14 protein-coding genes are annotated in these 16325 nt (G+C 73.5%); 4 read left to right on the top strand and 10 right to left on the bottom strand.

Translation table 11 applies throughout. The features are described from left to right. Nucleotides 1–64 precede the first annotated feature (64 nt). The gene (locus IE332_RS05230) at nucleotides 65–772 is read right to left on the bottom strand and encodes an N-acyl homoserine lactonase family protein (RefSeq protein WP_189913886.1); all 708 of its coding nucleotides are present in this window, start codon (nucleotides 770–772) and stop codon (nucleotides 65–67) included. Between the two features lie 179 nt (nucleotides 773–951). Between IE332_RS05230 and IE332_RS05225 the strand changes: the two genes are divergently transcribed. Next, nucleotides 952–2385: a CoA transferase gene (locus IE332_RS05225; protein ID WP_189913885.1), complete on the top strand. Its 1434-nt coding sequence runs from the start codon at nucleotides 952–954 to the stop codon at nucleotides 2383–2385. 64 nt (nucleotides 2386–2449) lie between these two features. Further along, nucleotides 2450–3094: a DUF6461 domain-containing protein gene (locus tag IE332_RS05220; RefSeq protein WP_189913884.1), complete on the top strand. Its 645-nt coding sequence runs from the start codon at nucleotides 2450–2452 to the stop codon at nucleotides 3092–3094. A gap of 115 nt (nucleotides 3095–3209) precedes the next feature. Here the strand turns inward: IE332_RS05220 and IE332_RS05215 are convergent, their stop codons facing one another. Then, nucleotides 3210–3809 (bottom strand): HdeD family acid-resistance protein, encoded by a 600-nt coding sequence (locus tag IE332_RS05215; RefSeq protein WP_229928310.1) that lies wholly within the window; start codon nucleotides 3807–3809, stop codon nucleotides 3210–3212. Between the two features lie 152 nt (nucleotides 3810–3961). On the opposite strand from IE332_RS05215, the gene IE332_RS05210 reads away from it, so the two are divergent. Continuing rightward, the gene (locus IE332_RS05210) at nucleotides 3962–5905 is read left to right on the top strand and encodes an NAD-binding protein (RefSeq protein WP_189913882.1); all 1944 of its coding nucleotides are present in this window, start codon (nucleotides 3962–3964) and stop codon (nucleotides 5903–5905) included. 114 nt (nucleotides 5906–6019) lie between these two features. On the opposite strand, the gene IE332_RS05205 is transcribed toward IE332_RS05210, so the two are convergent. The 3 genes from IE332_RS05205 to IE332_RS05195 form a co-directional block, all read right to left on the bottom strand. Then, on the bottom strand, nucleotides 6020–6805 hold the full coding sequence (locus IE332_RS05205) for an enoyl-CoA hydratase (RefSeq protein WP_189913881.1): 786 nt from the start codon (nucleotides 6803–6805) through the stop codon (nucleotides 6020–6022). 177 nt (nucleotides 6806–6982) lie between these two features. Further along, entirely contained in the window at nucleotides 6983–8059 is a 1077-nt protein-coding gene (locus IE332_RS05200; RefSeq protein WP_189913880.1) for an enoyl-CoA hydratase/isomerase family protein, read from the bottom strand. Nucleotides 8060–8150: 91 nt separating this feature from the next. Further along, nucleotides 8151–8846, bottom strand: a complete 696-nt coding sequence (locus IE332_RS05195; protein ID WP_189913879.1) for a TetR/AcrR family transcriptional regulator — start codon at nucleotides 8844–8846, stop codon at nucleotides 8151–8153. A gap of 101 nt (nucleotides 8847–8947) precedes the next feature. Between IE332_RS05195 and IE332_RS05190 the strand changes: the two genes are divergently transcribed. Then, on the top strand, nucleotides 8948–9721 hold the full coding sequence (locus IE332_RS05190; protein WP_189913878.1) for an SDR family oxidoreductase: 774 nt from the start codon (nucleotides 8948–8950) through the stop codon (nucleotides 9719–9721). Between the two features lie 151 nt (nucleotides 9722–9872). On the opposite strand, the gene fahA is transcribed toward IE332_RS05190, so the two are convergent. The 5 genes from fahA to IE332_RS05165 form a co-directional block, all read right to left on the bottom strand. Further along, a complete protein-coding gene (fahA, locus tag IE332_RS05185) occupies nucleotides 9873–11093 on the bottom strand; it encodes a fumarylacetoacetase (protein WP_189913877.1) in 1221 nt (406 codons plus the stop codon). Beyond that, nucleotides 11090–12043, bottom strand: coding sequence for a hypothetical protein (locus IE332_RS05180; protein WP_229928309.1), 954 nt, complete (start codon nucleotides 12041–12043; stop codon nucleotides 11090–11092). The genes fahA and IE332_RS05180 overlap by 4 nt, the downstream gene beginning before the upstream one ends. Further along, nucleotides 12040–13242 carry a homogentisate 1,2-dioxygenase gene (locus IE332_RS05175; RefSeq protein ID WP_189913876.1) on the bottom strand — a complete coding sequence of 401 codons (1203 nt, stop codon included), beginning with the start codon at nucleotides 13240–13242 and terminating at the stop codon, nucleotides 12040–12042. Before IE332_RS05175 ends, IE332_RS05180 begins: the two co-directional genes overlap by 4 nt. 42 nt (nucleotides 13243–13284) lie before the next feature. Further along, complete coding sequence (hppD, locus tag IE332_RS05170) at nucleotides 13285–14499, bottom strand: 4-hydroxyphenylpyruvate dioxygenase (RefSeq protein WP_189913875.1); 1215 nt, start codon at nucleotides 14497–14499, stop codon at nucleotides 13285–13287. A 271-nt stretch (nucleotides 14500–14770) separates the two neighbouring features. Then, a complete protein-coding gene (locus IE332_RS05165) occupies nucleotides 14771–16207 on the bottom strand; it encodes a phosphoribosyltransferase (protein WP_189913874.1) in 1437 nt (478 codons plus the stop codon). Between the last annotated feature and the right edge of the window lie 118 nt (nucleotides 16208–16325).

Below are 16325 nucleotides of genomic sequence, written 5' to 3'. Positions count from 1 at the left end.
CCGGCGTGCCTCGCGGACCGTCCGGCCGGGCGTGCTTCGCGGGGTGTTGCGCCCGGCGCGCCCGCTACTCGGACGGCTCCCACACCGCGTGGTCGTGCGCGAAGAGCACCCGGTGCGGTGCGTGCTCGGCGATCCGGTCGAGCCAGGCCCGGTAGCCGGGCAGCGGCGCGGCCACGCCCTCGTGCGCCGCCCGCCGGGCGAGCAGCGCCTGCCCGTACTCGGAGGCGAAGTCGTACGCCTGACCGGCCAGCAGGACCGGTCCGCCGCCCGAGCGTTCGACCAGCAGCGACTGGTGGCCCTCGGTGTGGCCGGGGGTGGGCAGCACCCGGACACCGGGCCAGACCTCCGCCTCGCCGTCCAGCTCGCGGTAGTCGGCGCCGCGGAAGTCGACCAGGGCGTCGATGGTGTGGCCACCGCGCCGGGCGGCGGCCAGCTCGGCGGTCTGCACCAGGACGGTGGTGCCGGCCAGCAGCGGGTTCCCGCCGCAGTGGTCGAAGTGCAGGTGGCAGTTGACCACCAGGTCGACGTCGCGGAGGGAGACCCCGGCCGCGGCGAGCGCCTCGGGCAGCGGCCGGCGGACCGGGCGGTAGTGGGCCTCGGTCTCCGGCTCGCCGCCGCCGATCCCGGTGTCGAACAGCAGCAGCCCCTCCGGGCGCCGGACCAGGTACGCGAGCACCGGCTCCACCCGCGGTTCCGGGCCGCCTGCTTCGGCGGCCGGGCGGACGAAGTAGCCCAGGTCGAGGCGGCGGATCAGGTCCAAGTCGTCCCCCACGGTGTCACGGTGTCGCGGCGTGCCGGTCTGCCCCGGTACGGGCGGCCACGGTCCGTACACCCGTTCGCGCCGCCGGTTCGCACCCTACCCGCGGCCCCGCGGCCCTGTGCCGGTGCCGGTGGCGGTCCCGGTGGCGGGCGTCACAGCGGGTGCGTGCGAACGGGAGCAGAATGCCGGACATGACTGATCGTCCGTTTTCCGAAGGAACCTCCGGTCCCAGCGGGGCGGCCCGCTCCGTCGACCGTCCCACCGCCGACGCCTGGGCTGCCCTCGGCGGCCCGGCCGAGCTGGTGGAGCGGGTGAGCTTCCACGGCCCGGACGACGTGCTGGCCTCCGGGCTGCCGGTGCGACGCCTCGCCCGGGCCACCGTCGCGGTCTGCTCGCTCGCCGCCGCCGAGCTCGCGGCCCTCCGCGGCGGCGGGCCGGTCCCCGCCGTCCGGGTGGACCAGGGTGCCGTCGCGACCGCCTTCGTCAGTGAGCGGCACCTGACGGTCGACGGCCGCTCGCCCGTCAACTTCGCCCCGCACTCGGGCTTCTGGCGCACCGCCGACGGGTGGGTCCGCACCCACGCGAACTACCCGCACCACCGCACCCGGCTGCTCGCCGCCCTCGGCCTCGCCGCGGACGCCGGGCCCGAGGAACTCGCCGAGGTGCTCGGGAAGCTGCCGGCCGAGCAGGTCCAGGAGCGCGCGTACGCGGCGGGGGCGCTCGCGGTCGCCGTCGTGCCGGTGAGCGAGACCGTGCTCCCCCTGGTCGAGCACCGGGAAGTCGGCACCGCTGCCGCCATCGCCACTGTCGCCGCGTCCGCCCGTCCGCTCGGCGCGGCCCCCGTGGACCGGCCCGCCGACGGCATCCGGGTCCTCGACCTCACCCGGGTGATCGCCGGACCGGTCGCCACCCGCACCCTCGCCCTGCTCGGCGCCGACGTCCTGCGCGTCGACTCGCCCCGGCTGCCCGAGTCCGACGACGCCCACGCCGACACCGGGTTCGGCAAGCGCTCCACCCGCCTCGACCTCGCCGAGCCCGCGGACCGGGCCGTCTTCGAGGAACTGCTGGCCACCGCCGACGTGGTCGTCACCGCCTACCGTCCCGGTGCCCTCGACGCCCACGGCCTGGCCCCGGAGGCGCTGTTCGCCCGCCGACCCGACCTGGTCGTCGCCCAGATCTGCGCCTGGGGCTGGACCGGTCCGTGGGCGGGGCGGCGGGGCTTCGACAGTCTCGTCCAGGCCGGCGTCGGCATCGCCGCCCACGAGGCCGCCGCCGACGGCCACCCCGGCGTCCTGCCCGCCCAGGCCCTCGACCACGGCACCGGCTACCTCGTGGCCGCCGCCGTCCTGCGCGCCCTCACCGACCAGCGCACCGACCGCCCCGGCGGCCGCCATCTGCGCTTCTCCCTGGCGGGTACGGCCTCCTGGCTGCTGCACGGCATCGACCGGGAGGAACCGGAAGAGGCCTCCACCGAGCCGTACGACCCGTCCCGGTGGCTCGCCGAGACCGACTCCGCGTACGGGCGGCTGCGCCACGCCCTGCCGCCGATCGGCTACCGGGGCGCGCCCGCCGACTGGTCGCGCCCGCCCGGGCGTTGGGGCACCGACGCACCGGTCTGGCGCTGAGCAGGGGCGGGCTGGACGATGCCCCGGCCCCGGCGGTGTCGGTGGGGTCCGGCATCATCGGGGCATGACCGCCGCACACGCCACCGACTACACCTGGTTCGAGCAGCGCTACCCCGTCCTGGGCGAGGCCTACTGCCTCACCCAGGTCCAGGGGATCGCCGCCGACGAACTGCTGCGCCGCTTCGACGCCCTGCCCGGCCGCGAGGTCGCCGGGCTGGACGCGGTGGTCGAGGCCTGGGAGACCTTCGACGACGGCGAGGACGAGGAGGCCGGGGCCCTGCTCGACGACGATGACGACGACCGGCTGCTCGTCGCCGTCACCGCGCTCGACGGCTGGGCCCTGGCGGTCGAGCCGTACGGCTACCTCGGGAGCCTCCACGAGCTCGTCCCCCGGCTCGCCGGCGGCACCCGGCTGGTCTCGCACTTCCGCAACGTCAACGCCGTGGACAGCTTCCACTGGTGGGAGCACGGGGGTGGCAGCCGGCTCCACTTCGAGCCGCTCTTCGCCGACCAGCGGCACGGCTCGGACGCGGAGGCGCCCGGCATCCCCGAACTGCTGACGGCCTGCGGCTTCGACCTCGGCGGGGAGCGGCACCGGCTGCACACCGAGGCCGCGTTCGCGCTGGCCGAGCGGCTGACCGACGTCCGGCTCGACGAGGAACGGCTGGAGGCCGCCACCTTCCGGATCGGCTACGCGCCCCGGCCGTAACGGCGGTGGCGGGTGGTCGAGCCGGTGGCGGCGGCCTCCGGGTCTCCGGGCCTCTGCGGCTCCTGCGGCTCCTGCGGTGTGCCGGTGGGGGTCCGTCCGCCGGGGCGCCGGTCGCTCAGACGCCCGACGGGAGCCGCTTGGCCCGGCTGCGCACCTGGATCGCCGTCGCGATCTCGACCACGCCCAGGATCAGCAGCCAGCAGCCGGCCAGGACGGTCAGCGCGGCGATCGACCCGACCGGCCAGACCATCAGGAGCACACCGGCCAGCGTGTTGGCCACGCCCGCGAAGGCCTGCCAGCCGCGGGCCGGCATCAGCGGGTCGGAGATCGCGGCGGCGAGCTGGGTGATGCCGCGGAACAGCCAGCCGATCCCGATCCAGAGCGCGAGCAGCAGCAGCGACCGCACCGCGCTGCGGAAGCAGAGCAGGCCCAGCATCACGCAGATCGCGCCGCTGATGAAGGCCAGCACCCGCAGTGCGGTGGTGGCGTGGGTGCCGAACGCGGCGACCAGCTGCACGATGCCGATCACCAGCAGGTAGAGGCCGAACAGCACGCCCACCACGAGCAGCGTCTGCCGGGGCCAGGCGAAGACCACGATCCCGAGGGCGAGCGAGACGAGTCCGGCGACCAGCAGGATCTGCCAGGCGGCCTTGGCGAGCATGCCGAGCGGGCCCTGGACCGGTGAACCGTCGGGGGTGATGATCGGAGAGACCACGGTGGCGTAACTCCTCGGGCGGGGGCAGAAGACGAACCCCAGCCTCTCCGCGCCGTCGCCGTCCCGCGCGCCGGGTACGGCCGTCCGGGGGATCCACCCCGGTCGCCGGAACGACACCCTCCGGACACTCGTCGTCGATATCATCCGGCGATATGACTTCTGAAGGGTGGGGGACCCCTCCGGTCGAGCCGATCAGCCAGCACTACATCGTCTGCGGGGGCAATGCGCTGGCACACCGACTGATCCTGGAACTCGTCGAACACTACGAGGTCCCGGTCGTCGTCCTGGTCGCCGACCGGACCCGCGACCACGCGCCGCAGATCGAACAACTCGAGGGCGTCGCCGCGGTCGTGGAGTACGCCAGCATCACCGACGAGGCCCTGCGCGCGGTGTCCATCGGCACCGCCCGCGGCCTCGCCCTGGTCGAGGGCAGCGACCAGGAGAACATCCACGCCGCGCTCAGCGCCCAGAACCACAATCCGGACATCCGGATCGTGTTCCGGATGTTCAACCAGCGGCTCGGCGAGAACATCGAACGGCTGCTCAAGAACGGTGCCGCGCTCTCCGGCTCCGCCACCGCCGCCCCGGCCTTCGCCGCCGCCGCGCTCGGACGGCCCAACTCGGTCGAGATCGAAGGCCGTTACCTGCACATCGCGTTCGACGAGGCCATCACCTCGGACCGGGTCTGCGTGGTCGCCGACCAGATCGACCGGCGGGACCTCAGCAAGATCCGGCTACTGCCCGCCCAGCAGGGCGATTCGGCCGAATTCGTCCGGCTCGCCCGTGAGTTCGGCGACGACGGGCCGATCCGGCCGGGCGGCGTACGGCGCGAAGCGGCCCCGGTCGTCTCGGCGGAGGCGGTCGAGCCTGTTGAGCCGGCGGACCCGGAGAGCCCGGAGGCCCCGGTTGCCCCAGTTGCCTCTGCGGACCCGGAGACCACGGAGACCCCTGCGGACCCGGAGGTCGCGGAGACCGGCCAGGAACCCGAGGAGGAACCAACCGGCACCGCCGCGCTGCAGGTGTTGCGGATCGAGCCCCGGGTGCCGATCGGATGGCGGCGGCGCCTCCGCTGGCGGGTGCTCGACACCATGCGCTTCTTCACCAGCGCCCGGATGCGACTGGTGCTGCTCACCGCCCTGGCCGCCGTGCTGATGTCCTTCGGCGTGCTCTGGTACCTCAACCGGAACTTCGGCTGGACCGTCTACATCTCGCTGCTCGACCTGGCCGGCGCCGCCCAGCCCGACCAGCTCTCCGACATCGCCTCCGGTTCGGGCACCGGCGGAATCTGGCAGCGGGTCGCCCAGGTGGTGATCACCATCTGCGGGATCACCTTCGCGCCGGTCGCCACCGCCATCGCGGTCGAGGTGCTGGGCTCCGGGCGGCGCGGCCAGCCGCGCAACCCCGGGGCGGGCACCCGGGACCATGTGATCGTGGTCGGGCTCGGCAACGTCGGCACCCGGGTCGCGACCCAACTGCACGACCTGGGCGTGCCGGTGGTCTGCATGGAACGGGACCCGCAGGCGCGTGGCGTCGCCGCCGTCCGGGCGCTCGGGATCCCGGTCGTGATGGGTGACGGCCCGTTCGAGGAGCAGCTGCGCCGGGCCCGGCTGAAGCACAGCCGGGCGCTGGTCGCGGTCAGCGGGGACGACGCCACCAACCTGGAGGCGGCGCTGGAGGCACGCCACGGCAACCCCGAAGTCCGGGTGGTGGTGCGGCTGTTCGACGACGACTTCGCCGGGCACTTCTACAAGACGCTGGACAACGCGGCCTCGCGGTCGGTGTCCTACCTGGCGGCGCCCGCCTTTGCGGCGGCGCTGATGGGGCGCGAGGTGCGCGGGACGCTGTCGGTGCTCCGGCACGTACTGCTGATCGCCGAGCTGGCGGTGGAGGCGGGCAGCGGGCTGATCGGCCTGAACCGGCACGACCTGGAGGACGAGGGCGGCGTCCGGGTGATCGCCGTCCGGTTCGCCCCCGGCTCGCAACTGCAATGGGGGCTGCCCGACCGCACCCGGCGACTCGTCCCGGGCGACCGGATCGTCGTCGCCGCCACCCGCAGCGGGCTCGCCCGGCTGAACACGGTGACAGGTGTCAGCTGACAGAGTTCAGCTGACAGATTTCAACATCTGAAATCTGAAAGCTGAAATCTGTCAGCCGTCATCCGTCATGCCGTCACACGCCGCCGGACGCCGGCCGCCGACCCCGGCTCCCGGTCAGCGGTTGGAGAAGGACGGCGGGCGCTTCTCGGCGAAGGCCGCCATGCCCTCCTTCTGGTCCGCGGTCGCGAAGGCCGCGTGGAAGAGCCGGCGCTCGAAGCGGACGCCCTCGGCGAGGGTGGTCTCGAAGGAGCGGTTGACGCTCTCCTTGAGCATGATCGCCGCCGGGGTGGACATCGCGGCGACGGTCTCGGCGGTGGCCAGGGCCTCGGCGAGCAGCTGGTCGGCGGGGACGATGCGGGAGACCAGTCCGGCCCGTTCGGCCTCCTCGGCGCCCATCATCCGGCCGGTCAGGCACAGCTCCATGGCCTTGGCCTTGCCGACGGCCCGGGTGAGCCGCTGCGAGCCGCCGATGCCGGGGATGACGCCGAGCTTGATCTCCGGCTGCCCGAACTTCGCGGTGTCCGCCGCCAGCAGGATGTCGCACATCATCGCCAGCTCGCAGCCGCCGCCCAGGGCGAACCCGGCCACCGCCGCGACGACGGGCTTGCGCAGCGCGCCGAGGCGGTCCCACGGGCCCAGCCAGTCGTCCAGGTAGACGTCCGGGAAGGCGTTGCCCTGCATCTCCTTGATGTCGGCGCCGGCCGCGAAGGCCTTCTCCGAACCGGTGATCACCAGACAGCCGATCTCCGGGTCCCGGTCGAAGGCGGTCGCGGCCGCGACCACCTCGTTCATCAGCTGGGTGTTCAGCGCGTTGAGCGCCTTGGGGCGGTTGAGGGTGATCAGCCCCACCCGGCCCTTGCGCTCGACCAGGATCGTCTCGTAGGTCTCGGTCTCGGTCATCGCCGTCGACTCCCATGTCCGCTGCTCGGCGCCGCGCGGGCGCGCCCTGACCACCCAACGATCTACGACGCGCCCCGTCCCGCGCCAGTCTTGGTATGCGAGACGCCGGTCACCAGTCCGGCGGGGCTGCCGGAACCGGCCACCGGTCACCGGCGGCCCCGGCCGCGAGCCGTGCGGTCAGGCCAGTCCCAGCTCGTCGCCCTCGCGCGGGGCGAGGAAGCGCGCGACGTCCACGGCCGTCACCCCGGCGAGCGTGGCGGGCTGCCAGCGCGGGTCGCGGTCCTTGTCGACCACCTGGGCGCGGATGCCCTCGACCAGGTCGTGGCCGTCCAGCGCGGCGCAGGAGACGCGGTACTCCTGGTCGAGCACGGCCTCCAGGGAGGGGAGCGTACGGGCCCGGCGCAGCGCGGCCAGGGTGGCCTTGACGGCGGTGGGGGAGTTCCCGAGGACCAGCTCGGCGGCCTCCTTGGCCTCCGGGACACCGGAGTTCAGCAGGCGCTCGACGATCTCCTCGACGGTGTCGGCGGCGTAGCAGGCGTCGATCCAGGCGCGCTGCCCGGCCAGCTCGGCGGGCGGGGCGGGTTCGGCGTGCGCGGTGACGACGTCGGCGACAAGGTGGGCGGCGACGTCGTCGGCGGCGGCGGCGGTGTCACGGGCGAGGGCGTCGAGCAGCGCCGGGAGCCTCGTCGACGGCACGTAGTGGTCCGCGAACCCGCACAGCAACGCGTCGCCGGGGCCCATCGCGGCCGAGGTGAGCCCGAGGTGGATGCCCAGCTCGCCGGGGGCGCGGGCGAGCAGGCGGCTGCCGCCGACGTCGGGGACGAGCCCGATCCGGGTCTCGGGCATCGCCACGGTGGAGCGTTCGGTGACGATCCGGACCGCGCCGTGGGCGGAGAGTCCGACGCCGCCGCCCATCGTGATGCCGTCCATCACCGCGACGTACGGCTTGGGGTAGCGGGCGATCAGGGCGTTCAGCCGGTACTCGTCGCGGAAGAAGGCCCGGGTGCCGGCGCCGCCCGCCTTCGCGTCGTCGTGCATCGCGCGGATGTCGGCCCCCGCGCAGAGGCCGCGCTCGCCCGCACCGGTCAGGACGACGGCGCGCACCCGGTCGTCCGCGGCCCAGCCGTCCAGCGTGGTGCGCACGGTGGTGATCATGCCGTGGGTCAGCGAGTTGAGCGCCCGCGGGCGGTTCAGCACGATCCGTCCGACGCCGCCGTCCAGGAACGTCCGGACCTCCGCCACCTCTGCGCTCATCGGTCCCGCTCCCGTGCCCTCGTCGTTGTGGACTGCCGCTGCCCACGGTACCGGGGCGGGCGGGCGGTCGTGATCGCCGGGCGGCCGCCGGCTACGGCCAGGCGCGCAGGGCGAGTTCGGCGGTCCGGGCCAGGTCGGCGGCGGTGGCGCCGTCCCGGGCCTGCTGGGACATGCCCTGGATGACGGTGGCGAGGTAGCCCGCCAGCGCCTCCGGGTCGGCCTCGGGCGGCAGTTCGCCCTCCTCCCTGGCCCGGCGGAGCCGCTCCGCGAAGACCCGGGTGTTCCCGTTGCGCAGCTCGCGCAGGTGGTCCTGGATCCCGGCGTCCTGCGCGGAGACGTTGGTGGCGGCGGAGATCACCAGGCACCCGGCCGGATGGGACGGATCGGGGTAGATCGCGGCGGCCTCGCGCAGGATGCGGGCGAAGGCGCCGTACGCGGTGGGCTCCTCCGTGAGCGCGACGGCCGCGAAGGCGCCGACGGGCGAGGTGCCGTACCGGCGCACGACCTCCTCGAACAGCGAGCGCTTGTCGCCGAACGCGGCGTAGAGGCTGCCCGGGCGCATGCCCATGGCCGTGGTCAGGTCGGTGACGGAGGTGGCCTCGTAGCCGCGCTCCCAGAACAGCCGGGTGGCGGCGCTCAGGGCTTCGGTGCGGTCGAAGGCCGGCGGGCGGCCGCGCCTGGGCCGGGTGGCGGGGGCCGCGCTTCCGGTCTCCGGCGCCGTTGCCGCCGCCGTTTCCGCTGCCTTTGGCGCTGCCTTCGGCCCTGCTGTCTCCACCGCGTCCGTCATGGAGCAAATTTTAGAGCACTCATTCAAAAATCCTGTGCTAGCTTCTTTCTTGAGCGGTCGCTCAACAATCATCGGGGAAGGCAGTAGAAGGGGGCACCGCCATGGGTGCGTACGGACTTCGGGGCAGGACGGCGCTGGTTACGGGCGGCAGCAGGGGGATCGGCCGGGCGATCGCCCGCCGGCTCGGGCGGGACGGCGCCACCGTCGCGGTCGGCTACGCCCGCGACGAGGCGGCGGCGGACGAGGTGGTCGCGGGCATCCGCGCCGACGGCGGCCGGGCGTTCGCGCTGCGGGCCGAACTCGGCCGGCACGGCGACGCGGCCGCGCTGTGGAAGGCCTTCGACGCCGGGATCGGGGCGCACGCGTCGGACGGCGGCGTGGACGTCATCGTGAACAACGCCGGGATCGGGCGCGGCTCGGGCCTCGAGTCGCTGACCGAGGAGGAGTTCGACGAGGTGTTCGCCGTCAACGTCCGCGCGCCGTTCTTCGTGGTGCGGCACGGGCTGGAGCGGCTGCGGGACGGCGGCCGGATCATCAACATCTCCAGCGGCGCGGCCCGGCTGGCCATGCCGGAGCTCATCGCCTACGGCGCGACCAAGGGGGCCCTGGACACCTTCACGCTCAACCTCGCCAAGCAGCTCGGGCCGCGCGGGATCACCGTGAACTCGGTCGCGCCCGGGATCGTGGACACCGACGTCAACGCCGGCTGGCTGCGCGGCAACGCGGAGGCGGAGGCCTACGCGGCCTCGGTCGCGGCGCTCGGGCGGGTCGGACAGCCGGAGGACATCGCGGACATCGTCGCGTTCCTGGCCTCCGACGACGCGCGCTGGGTGACCGGGCGGGTCATCGACGCCACGGGAGGCGCGGGGCTGTAGGCGGAGGCGCCGAGGCCTCGGGGCCTCAAGGGCTCGGCGGGAATGACAAATGACAGCTGACAGATTTCAACATCTGAAATCTGTCATCTGTCATTTGTCATCTGTCATCCGTTCCCGCGCTCGGGGAGCCACCCCGGTACGGAGGCGTTCCCTACCCCCGCACCCGGCCGGTCACCTCGCCGAACCCGACCACGACGCCGTCCGGGCCGGGCGCGGTGGCGGTGATGACGACCTCGTCCCCGTCCTCCAGGAACGTCCGGGTCGTCCCGTCCGCCAGCTTCAGCGGCTCCTCGCCGTTCCAGGTCAGCTCGATCAGCGCGCCCCGGGTGTCCGGCTCCGGCCCGCTGACCGTGCCCGAGGCGAACAGGTCGCCGGTGCGCAGCGAGGCGCCGTTGACGGTCATGTGGGTCAGCTGCTGCTGCGCCGTCCAGTACATGGTGGCGAACGGCGGACGGGAGACCAGGTGCCCGTTCAGCCGGACCTCCATCGCCAGGTCCAGGCCCCACGGCTCGCCGTCCCGGTCGTCCAGGTACGCCAGCGGCTCGACGTCGCGGTGCGGCGGCGTGACCCGGGCGTGCTGCAGGGCGTCCAGCGGGACGATCCACGGCGAGATCGAGGTGGCGAAGGACTTGCCGAGGAACGGGCCGAGCGGCACGTACTCCCAGGCCTGGATGTCGCGCGCCGACCAGTCGTTGAGCAGGCAGACGCCGAACACGTGCTCGGGGAAGCCGTCCAGCGCGACCGGCTCGCCCAGCACCGACGGCCTGCCGACGACGAAGCCGACCTCGGCCTCGATGTCCAGCCGGCGGGTGGGCCCGAAGCTCGGCGCCGGGTCGGCGGGCGCCTTGCGCTGTCCGTGCGGCCGCACCACCGGCGTGCCGGAGACCACGACGGTGCCCGCCCGCCCGTGGTAACCGATCGGCAGGTGCTTCCAGTTGGGCGTGAGCGGCTCCGAGCCCGGGCGGAAGATCCGGCCCAGGTTGGTGGCGTGGTGCTCGGAGGCGTAGAAGTCCACGTAGTCGGCGACCTCGAACGGCAGGTGCAGTTCGACGTCCGCCACCGGCAGCAGCGCCGGGGACAGCGCCTCGCGGAAGGACTCGTCGGTGAGCCAGCTGGTGAGGTCCGCCCGCACCCGGGTCCAGACCGGACGCCCGGCCGCCATCAGCGGGTTGAGCGAATCGGCGTCCAGTAGGACGGAGGGCGCGCCGGCCGCGTGGGCGGCCGCCCCGGCGTCCAGCACGAAGTCCCCGACGCGCACGCCGATCCGGCGCCGCCCGGGCCGGTCGGCGGCGGTGAAGACGCCGTATGGCAGGTTGTGCACGCCGAACGGCGAGTCCTGGGCGCTGGCGAGCCAGCTGCGGGGGGTGGTCAACGGTCCTCCTGGTGCTGTGGAGCGGGCGACGACAGCAGGCCGAGCGCGGCCAGGTCGCCCAGGGGTTCGGCGATGCTGCAGGTGCCGAACGCGGTGAACGAGTTGCGGATCACGGTAACCTGGCGATCCGTCAGTGCACGCACCGCCTTGGCCAGGGCCTCGCCGTCGCGCTCCGCGAGCACCGTCACTGCTGTCGCCGGGTCGGTCTCTTGCGCGGCCAGCAGCACGTTCAGGAAGCCGTGGTGCTCGAAGCCGGTCTCCGGGTCGGTGTGCCGGACGGCGTTGTGCAGCCCGGCCGTGCACTTGTACGGGAGTCCGCGCTGCGCGCAGCCGGTGAGGAAGGCGGCCAGCTCCGCCTCGTCCGGGAACGCCTCGGCGACCAGCCCGCCGGTGCGGAACTTCGCCCGGTACGGGCTGTCCACCAGGGCGTCCAGGACGGCGTCGAGCCCGTCCCCGCGCAGGAGTTCGCGCGGCAGCTCGACGGCGGCCGGGACGTGCGGCGGCAGCAGCCGGTCCAGCTCGGCGATCGCCTCGGCGGCGTCCCGGGTGGCCAGTTCGACGCCGGCCAGGTCGAACGGCGCGGCGGCGGCGAGCGCCGGTGCGAGCTCGGCGCTGCCCCCCGGCAGCACCAGCCCGATCCTGAGCGGCGCGCCGCCCGCCCCCGCTGCGCCGCCCGCCCCCGCCGTGCCGCCGGACGTCGCCGTGCCGCCGGACGTCGCCGTGCCGCCGGACGCCACCGCGTCGCCGGACGTCGCCGCGGCCAACTCGCCCAGCCGGCCCGCCCCGCAGAGGAGCGGGCCGACCGCCTCGGCGTACCAGGCCGCGCGGTGGACGAGGTGCGCGGGCACCGCGTCGGCGACCGGCAGGTTCCCGGGCGGGAACACCGCCGCGTCGTCGAAGAGCCCGCGGAACAGCTCGGGGACCGCGCCCCCCGGAGGCAGTTCGCTCATCGCCCGGGCCCCCGACCGGCCCAGGTCCAGGCGTAGTTGCCGTCCTCGCTGGCCCGGCCGCCCTCGCCGAGCTCCAGCGGGCGGAAGGTGTCCACCATGACGGCGAGCTCGTCGAAGAACTCCGCGCCGATGCTGCGCTCGTACGCGCCCGGCTGCGGCCCGTGGGTGTGCCCGCCGGGGTGCAGCGAGATCGAGCCCTGGGCGATGCCCGAGCCCTTGCGCGCCGCGTAGTCGCCGCCGCAGTAGAACATGACCTCGTCGCTGTCCACGTTGGCGTGGTAGTACGGCACCGGGATCGACAGCGGGTGGTAGTCCACCTTGCGCGGGACGAAGTTGCAGATCACGAAGTTGTTGCCCTCGAACACCTGGTGGGCCGGCGGAGGCTGGTGGATCCGGCCGGTGATCGGTTCGAAGTCGCTGATGTTGAAGGCGTACGGGTACAGGCAGCCGTCCCAGCCGACCACGTCGAAGGGGTGGTGCGGCACGGTGTAGCGGGTGCCCGAGATCCCCTGCGGGCCGCGGTGCTTGACCAGCACGTCGACGTCCCCGGGGGCGTCGACCAGCAGCGGGCCGACCGGTCCGCGGAAGTCCCGCTCGCAGTACGGCGCGTGCTCCAGCAGCTGCCCGTACTTGGACAGGTACCGCTTCACCGGGGTGATGTGGCTGTTCGCCTCGATGCAGTACGCGCGCAGCGGCTCGTCACCGGTCGGCACCCAGCGGTGGGTGGTGGCGCGCGGGATGATCACGTAGTCGCCCTGGCCGACCTCGATCGAGCCGAAGACGGTCTCGACCGTGCCGGTGCCGGACTCCACGTACACGCACTCGTCGCCGAGTCCGTTGCGGTAGAGCTCGCTGGGGGCCCCGGCGGCGACGTACGAGATCCGCACGTCGCCGTTGCCGAGGACCAGCCGACGGCTGCCCACCACGTCCGCGGACTTCCACTCCTGGCCCGCGAACAGTTCGTGCAGCTTGAGGTGGCGGGGGAGCAGCGGGTGGTTGGGCACCGTGGACTGGTCCGGCAGCTCCCAGGGCACCGCGTTGACCACCGCCGAGGGGATGCCCCGGTGGTAGAGCAGGGAGGAGTCCGAGGAGAACCCCTCCTCGCCCATCAACTCCTCGTAGTAAAGCCCGCCTTCGGGGGTGCGGTGCTGGGTGTGCCGCTTGGGCGGGATGCTGCCCAGCTGCCGGTAGTACGCCATCTCCGTGGTCCTCCTCGACCGTTCGTCAGAGCTCTCCGACGATCACAGGTTGCCGCGTCGGTCCTGCTCGCGCTCGATCGACTCGAAGAGCGCCTTGAAGTTGCCCTTGCCGAAGCCCAGCGAACCGTGCCGCTCGATGAACTCGTAGAAGACGGTCGGACGGTCGCCGATCGGCTTGGTGAAGATCTGCAGGAGGTAGCCGTCCTCGTCGCGGTCGACCAGGATGCCGCGCTTCTTCAGCTCCTCGATCGGCACGCGGACCTTGCCGATCCGCTCGCGCAGCTCCGGGTCGTCGTAGTAGGCGTCCGGGGTGTTGAGGAACTCCACGCCGCGGGCGCGCAGGATGTCCACGGTGGTGAGGATGTCGTTGGTGGCGAGCGCCATGTGCTGGCAGCCCGGGCCGGTGTAGAACTCGAGGTACTCGTCGATCTGGGACTTCTTCTTGGCGATGGCCGGCTCGTTGAGCGGGAACTTCACCCGGTGGTTGCCGCTGGCGACGACCTTGGACATCAGCGCGGAGTACTCGGTGGCGATGTCGTCGCCGACGAACTCGGCCATGTTCACGAAGCCCATGACGCGGTTGTAGAACGACACCCACTCGTCCATCCGGCCCAGCTCGACGTTGCCGACGGCGTGGTCGAGGGCCTGGAAGAGGCGCTTGGGGGAGCCCTCCGGGTGATGGACCCGGCTCTCCGCGACGACGTAGCCCGGCAGGTAGGGGCCGTGGTAGCGGGAGCGGTCGATCAGGGTGTGGCGGGTCTCGCCGTAGGTGGCGATGGCCGCGCGGCGCACGGTGCCGTTCTCGTCCGAGACGTCGTTCGGCTCCTCGAGGACGGTGGCGCCGGACGCGCGGGCGTGCTCTATGCACTTGTCGACGTCCGGGACCTCCAGGGCGAGGTCGACCACGCCGTCGCCGTGGCGGCGGTGGTGGTCCAGCAGCGGGCTGTCCGGCTGGACGCCGCCCTTGATCACGAAGCGGCAGGAGCCGGAGCGCAGCACGTACGCCTTGCGGTCGCGGCGGCCGGTCTCCGGGCCGGAGTAGGCGACCAGCTCCATGCCGAACACGACCTGGTAGAACTGGGCCGTCTGGGTGGCGTTGCCGACCACGAACACGACCGCGTCCTGGGCGGTGACCGGGAAGGGGTCGGTGGCCTGGTCGTGCTCGACGAGGCCGACGAGGCGGCGCAGCTGGTCGGCGTCGAGACCGGCCTCGCGCTCCTCGGGGGTCAACTCAAGGGCGTGGGACTGCGTGGTCATCGGTCGTTCCTCCACTTCGGGCCTCGGCTCTGAGGCATCCGCTGGATCGCGGCCGCACCGTGAATGGGTGGGCGGTGCGGTTGCGGAGAGCTTGCTCCTGTCGGGGTGGTTGGGCAACAGGTCGGTTTTTCACTGCTCAATGTGTACAAGCTGATCGGCGTTTGCCGTCCTGCACTGCGCAAAATGTGCTGCCGATCGAGGGCGACGCCCGAAGTCTGCGCAATCCGCTTCGGCGGTCCTTCGGCTGTCCTCCGGTGGCCGTCCGGTGGTTTCACGGCCGCGGAACCGGTTCTGGGAGGTGTCGCAGGAACCAGTTCCGGGCCAGCTCAGCGACCTGGTCGAGGGTTCCGGGCTCCTCGAAGAGGTGGGTCGCGCGGGGCACCACCGCCAGTTCACTCTCGCAGCGCAGCCTGCTTCCGGCCCGCCGGTTGAGGTCCAGGACGGTGGTGTCCAGCGAACCGACGACGAGCAGGGTCGGGGCGCTCACCCGCGCCAGGACCTCGGACCCGGCGAGGTCCGGGCGGCCGCCCCGGGAGACCACCGCGCGTACGGCCGGGCCCAGCTCGGCGGCGGTGTGCAGCGCGGCGGCGGCGCCGGTGCTGGCGCCGAACAGGCCCAGCGGCAGGTGGCGGGTCTCCGGGACGCCGTCGACATCGGGATCAGGCCTTGATGCAGAGGCGGAGTCGGCGCCGGCGCCCAGGTGGCGGGCGACGGCGGTCAGCCGGGAGCCCAGCAGTCCCACGTCGAACACCTTGCGCCGGTCCGGCTCCTCGGCCTCGGTGAGCAGGTCGAACAGCAGCGTGGCCAGCCCGGCCCGGTTCAGCTGCTCGGCCACGTACCGGTTGCGCGGGCTGCGCCGCCCGCTGCCGCTGCCGTGCGCGAAGACCACGACGCCGAGCGCGCCGGCCGGCACGGTCAGCCGGCCCGCGAGGCGGACCCCGCCGGCGGTCAGCACCAGCTCGCGGTCGACCGGGGTGGCGGCGGTCGGGTCTCCGCGGGCCCGGCCGCTCTTCCGGTCCCGCTGGTTCCGCTGTTTCCGGTCCCGCTCCCGCTCCCGGGCCTCGGCGAGCAGTCGCAGCACCTCCTCGTCCCCGGTCTGCGAGAAGTCGGCGTAGAACTCGCCGATCGCGAAGAACGGGGACGGCGTGTCGACGCAGACCAGTTCGTCGGCGACCTCCGCCAGGCGGTCGGTCCAGTCCGGGGGAGCCACCGGCACGGCCAGCACCACCCGGGCCGCGCCCCGCTCCCGGACGATCCGGCAGGCCGCCCGGGCGGTGGAGCCGGTGGCGATGCCGTCGTCCACCACGACCACCGTGCGACCGCGCACGTCCGCGGGCGGGCGGTCGCCCCGGTAGCGGCGGGCCCGGCGCTCCAGTTCGGTGCGCTCACGCCGCTCCACCCCGGCCAGCTGGGCGTCGCTGACCGACGCGAGCCGGATGACCTGCTCGTTCAGCACCCGGACCCCGTCCTCGCCGATCGCCCCCATGCCCAGCTCGGGCTGGTACGGCACGCCGAGCTTGCGGATCACGCAGATGTCCAGCGGGGCGTCGAGCGCCTGGGCCACCTCGGCGGCCACCGGGACCCCGCCCCTCGGCAGCGCCACGACGACGGTGTCGGGGCCGCCCAGGTGGCCGAGGAGTGCGGCCAGCCGTCGGCCGGCGTCGGTGCGGTCGGCGAAGGGGGTGAAGTGGGTTCCGGTGACGTGCATGACACGGCCTCCGGTTCCACCGTACGTCGTTCCGGGCGGGGCCGTTCCGTCGGCCTGAGCGGGCGGTGGGCGGACCCCTGGGGGCGTCCCCGGCAGGGCGTCGGGCCGGGTCCCGAGC

The sequence above is a fragment of the Kitasatospora xanthocidica genome, from assembly GCF_014656195.1.
In the GTDB taxonomy this organism is placed as follows: Bacteria; Actinomycetota; Actinomycetes; order Streptomycetales; family Streptomycetaceae; genus Kitasatospora; species Kitasatospora xanthocidica.
This window is presented reverse-complemented; position numbering and strand designations above follow the sequence as displayed.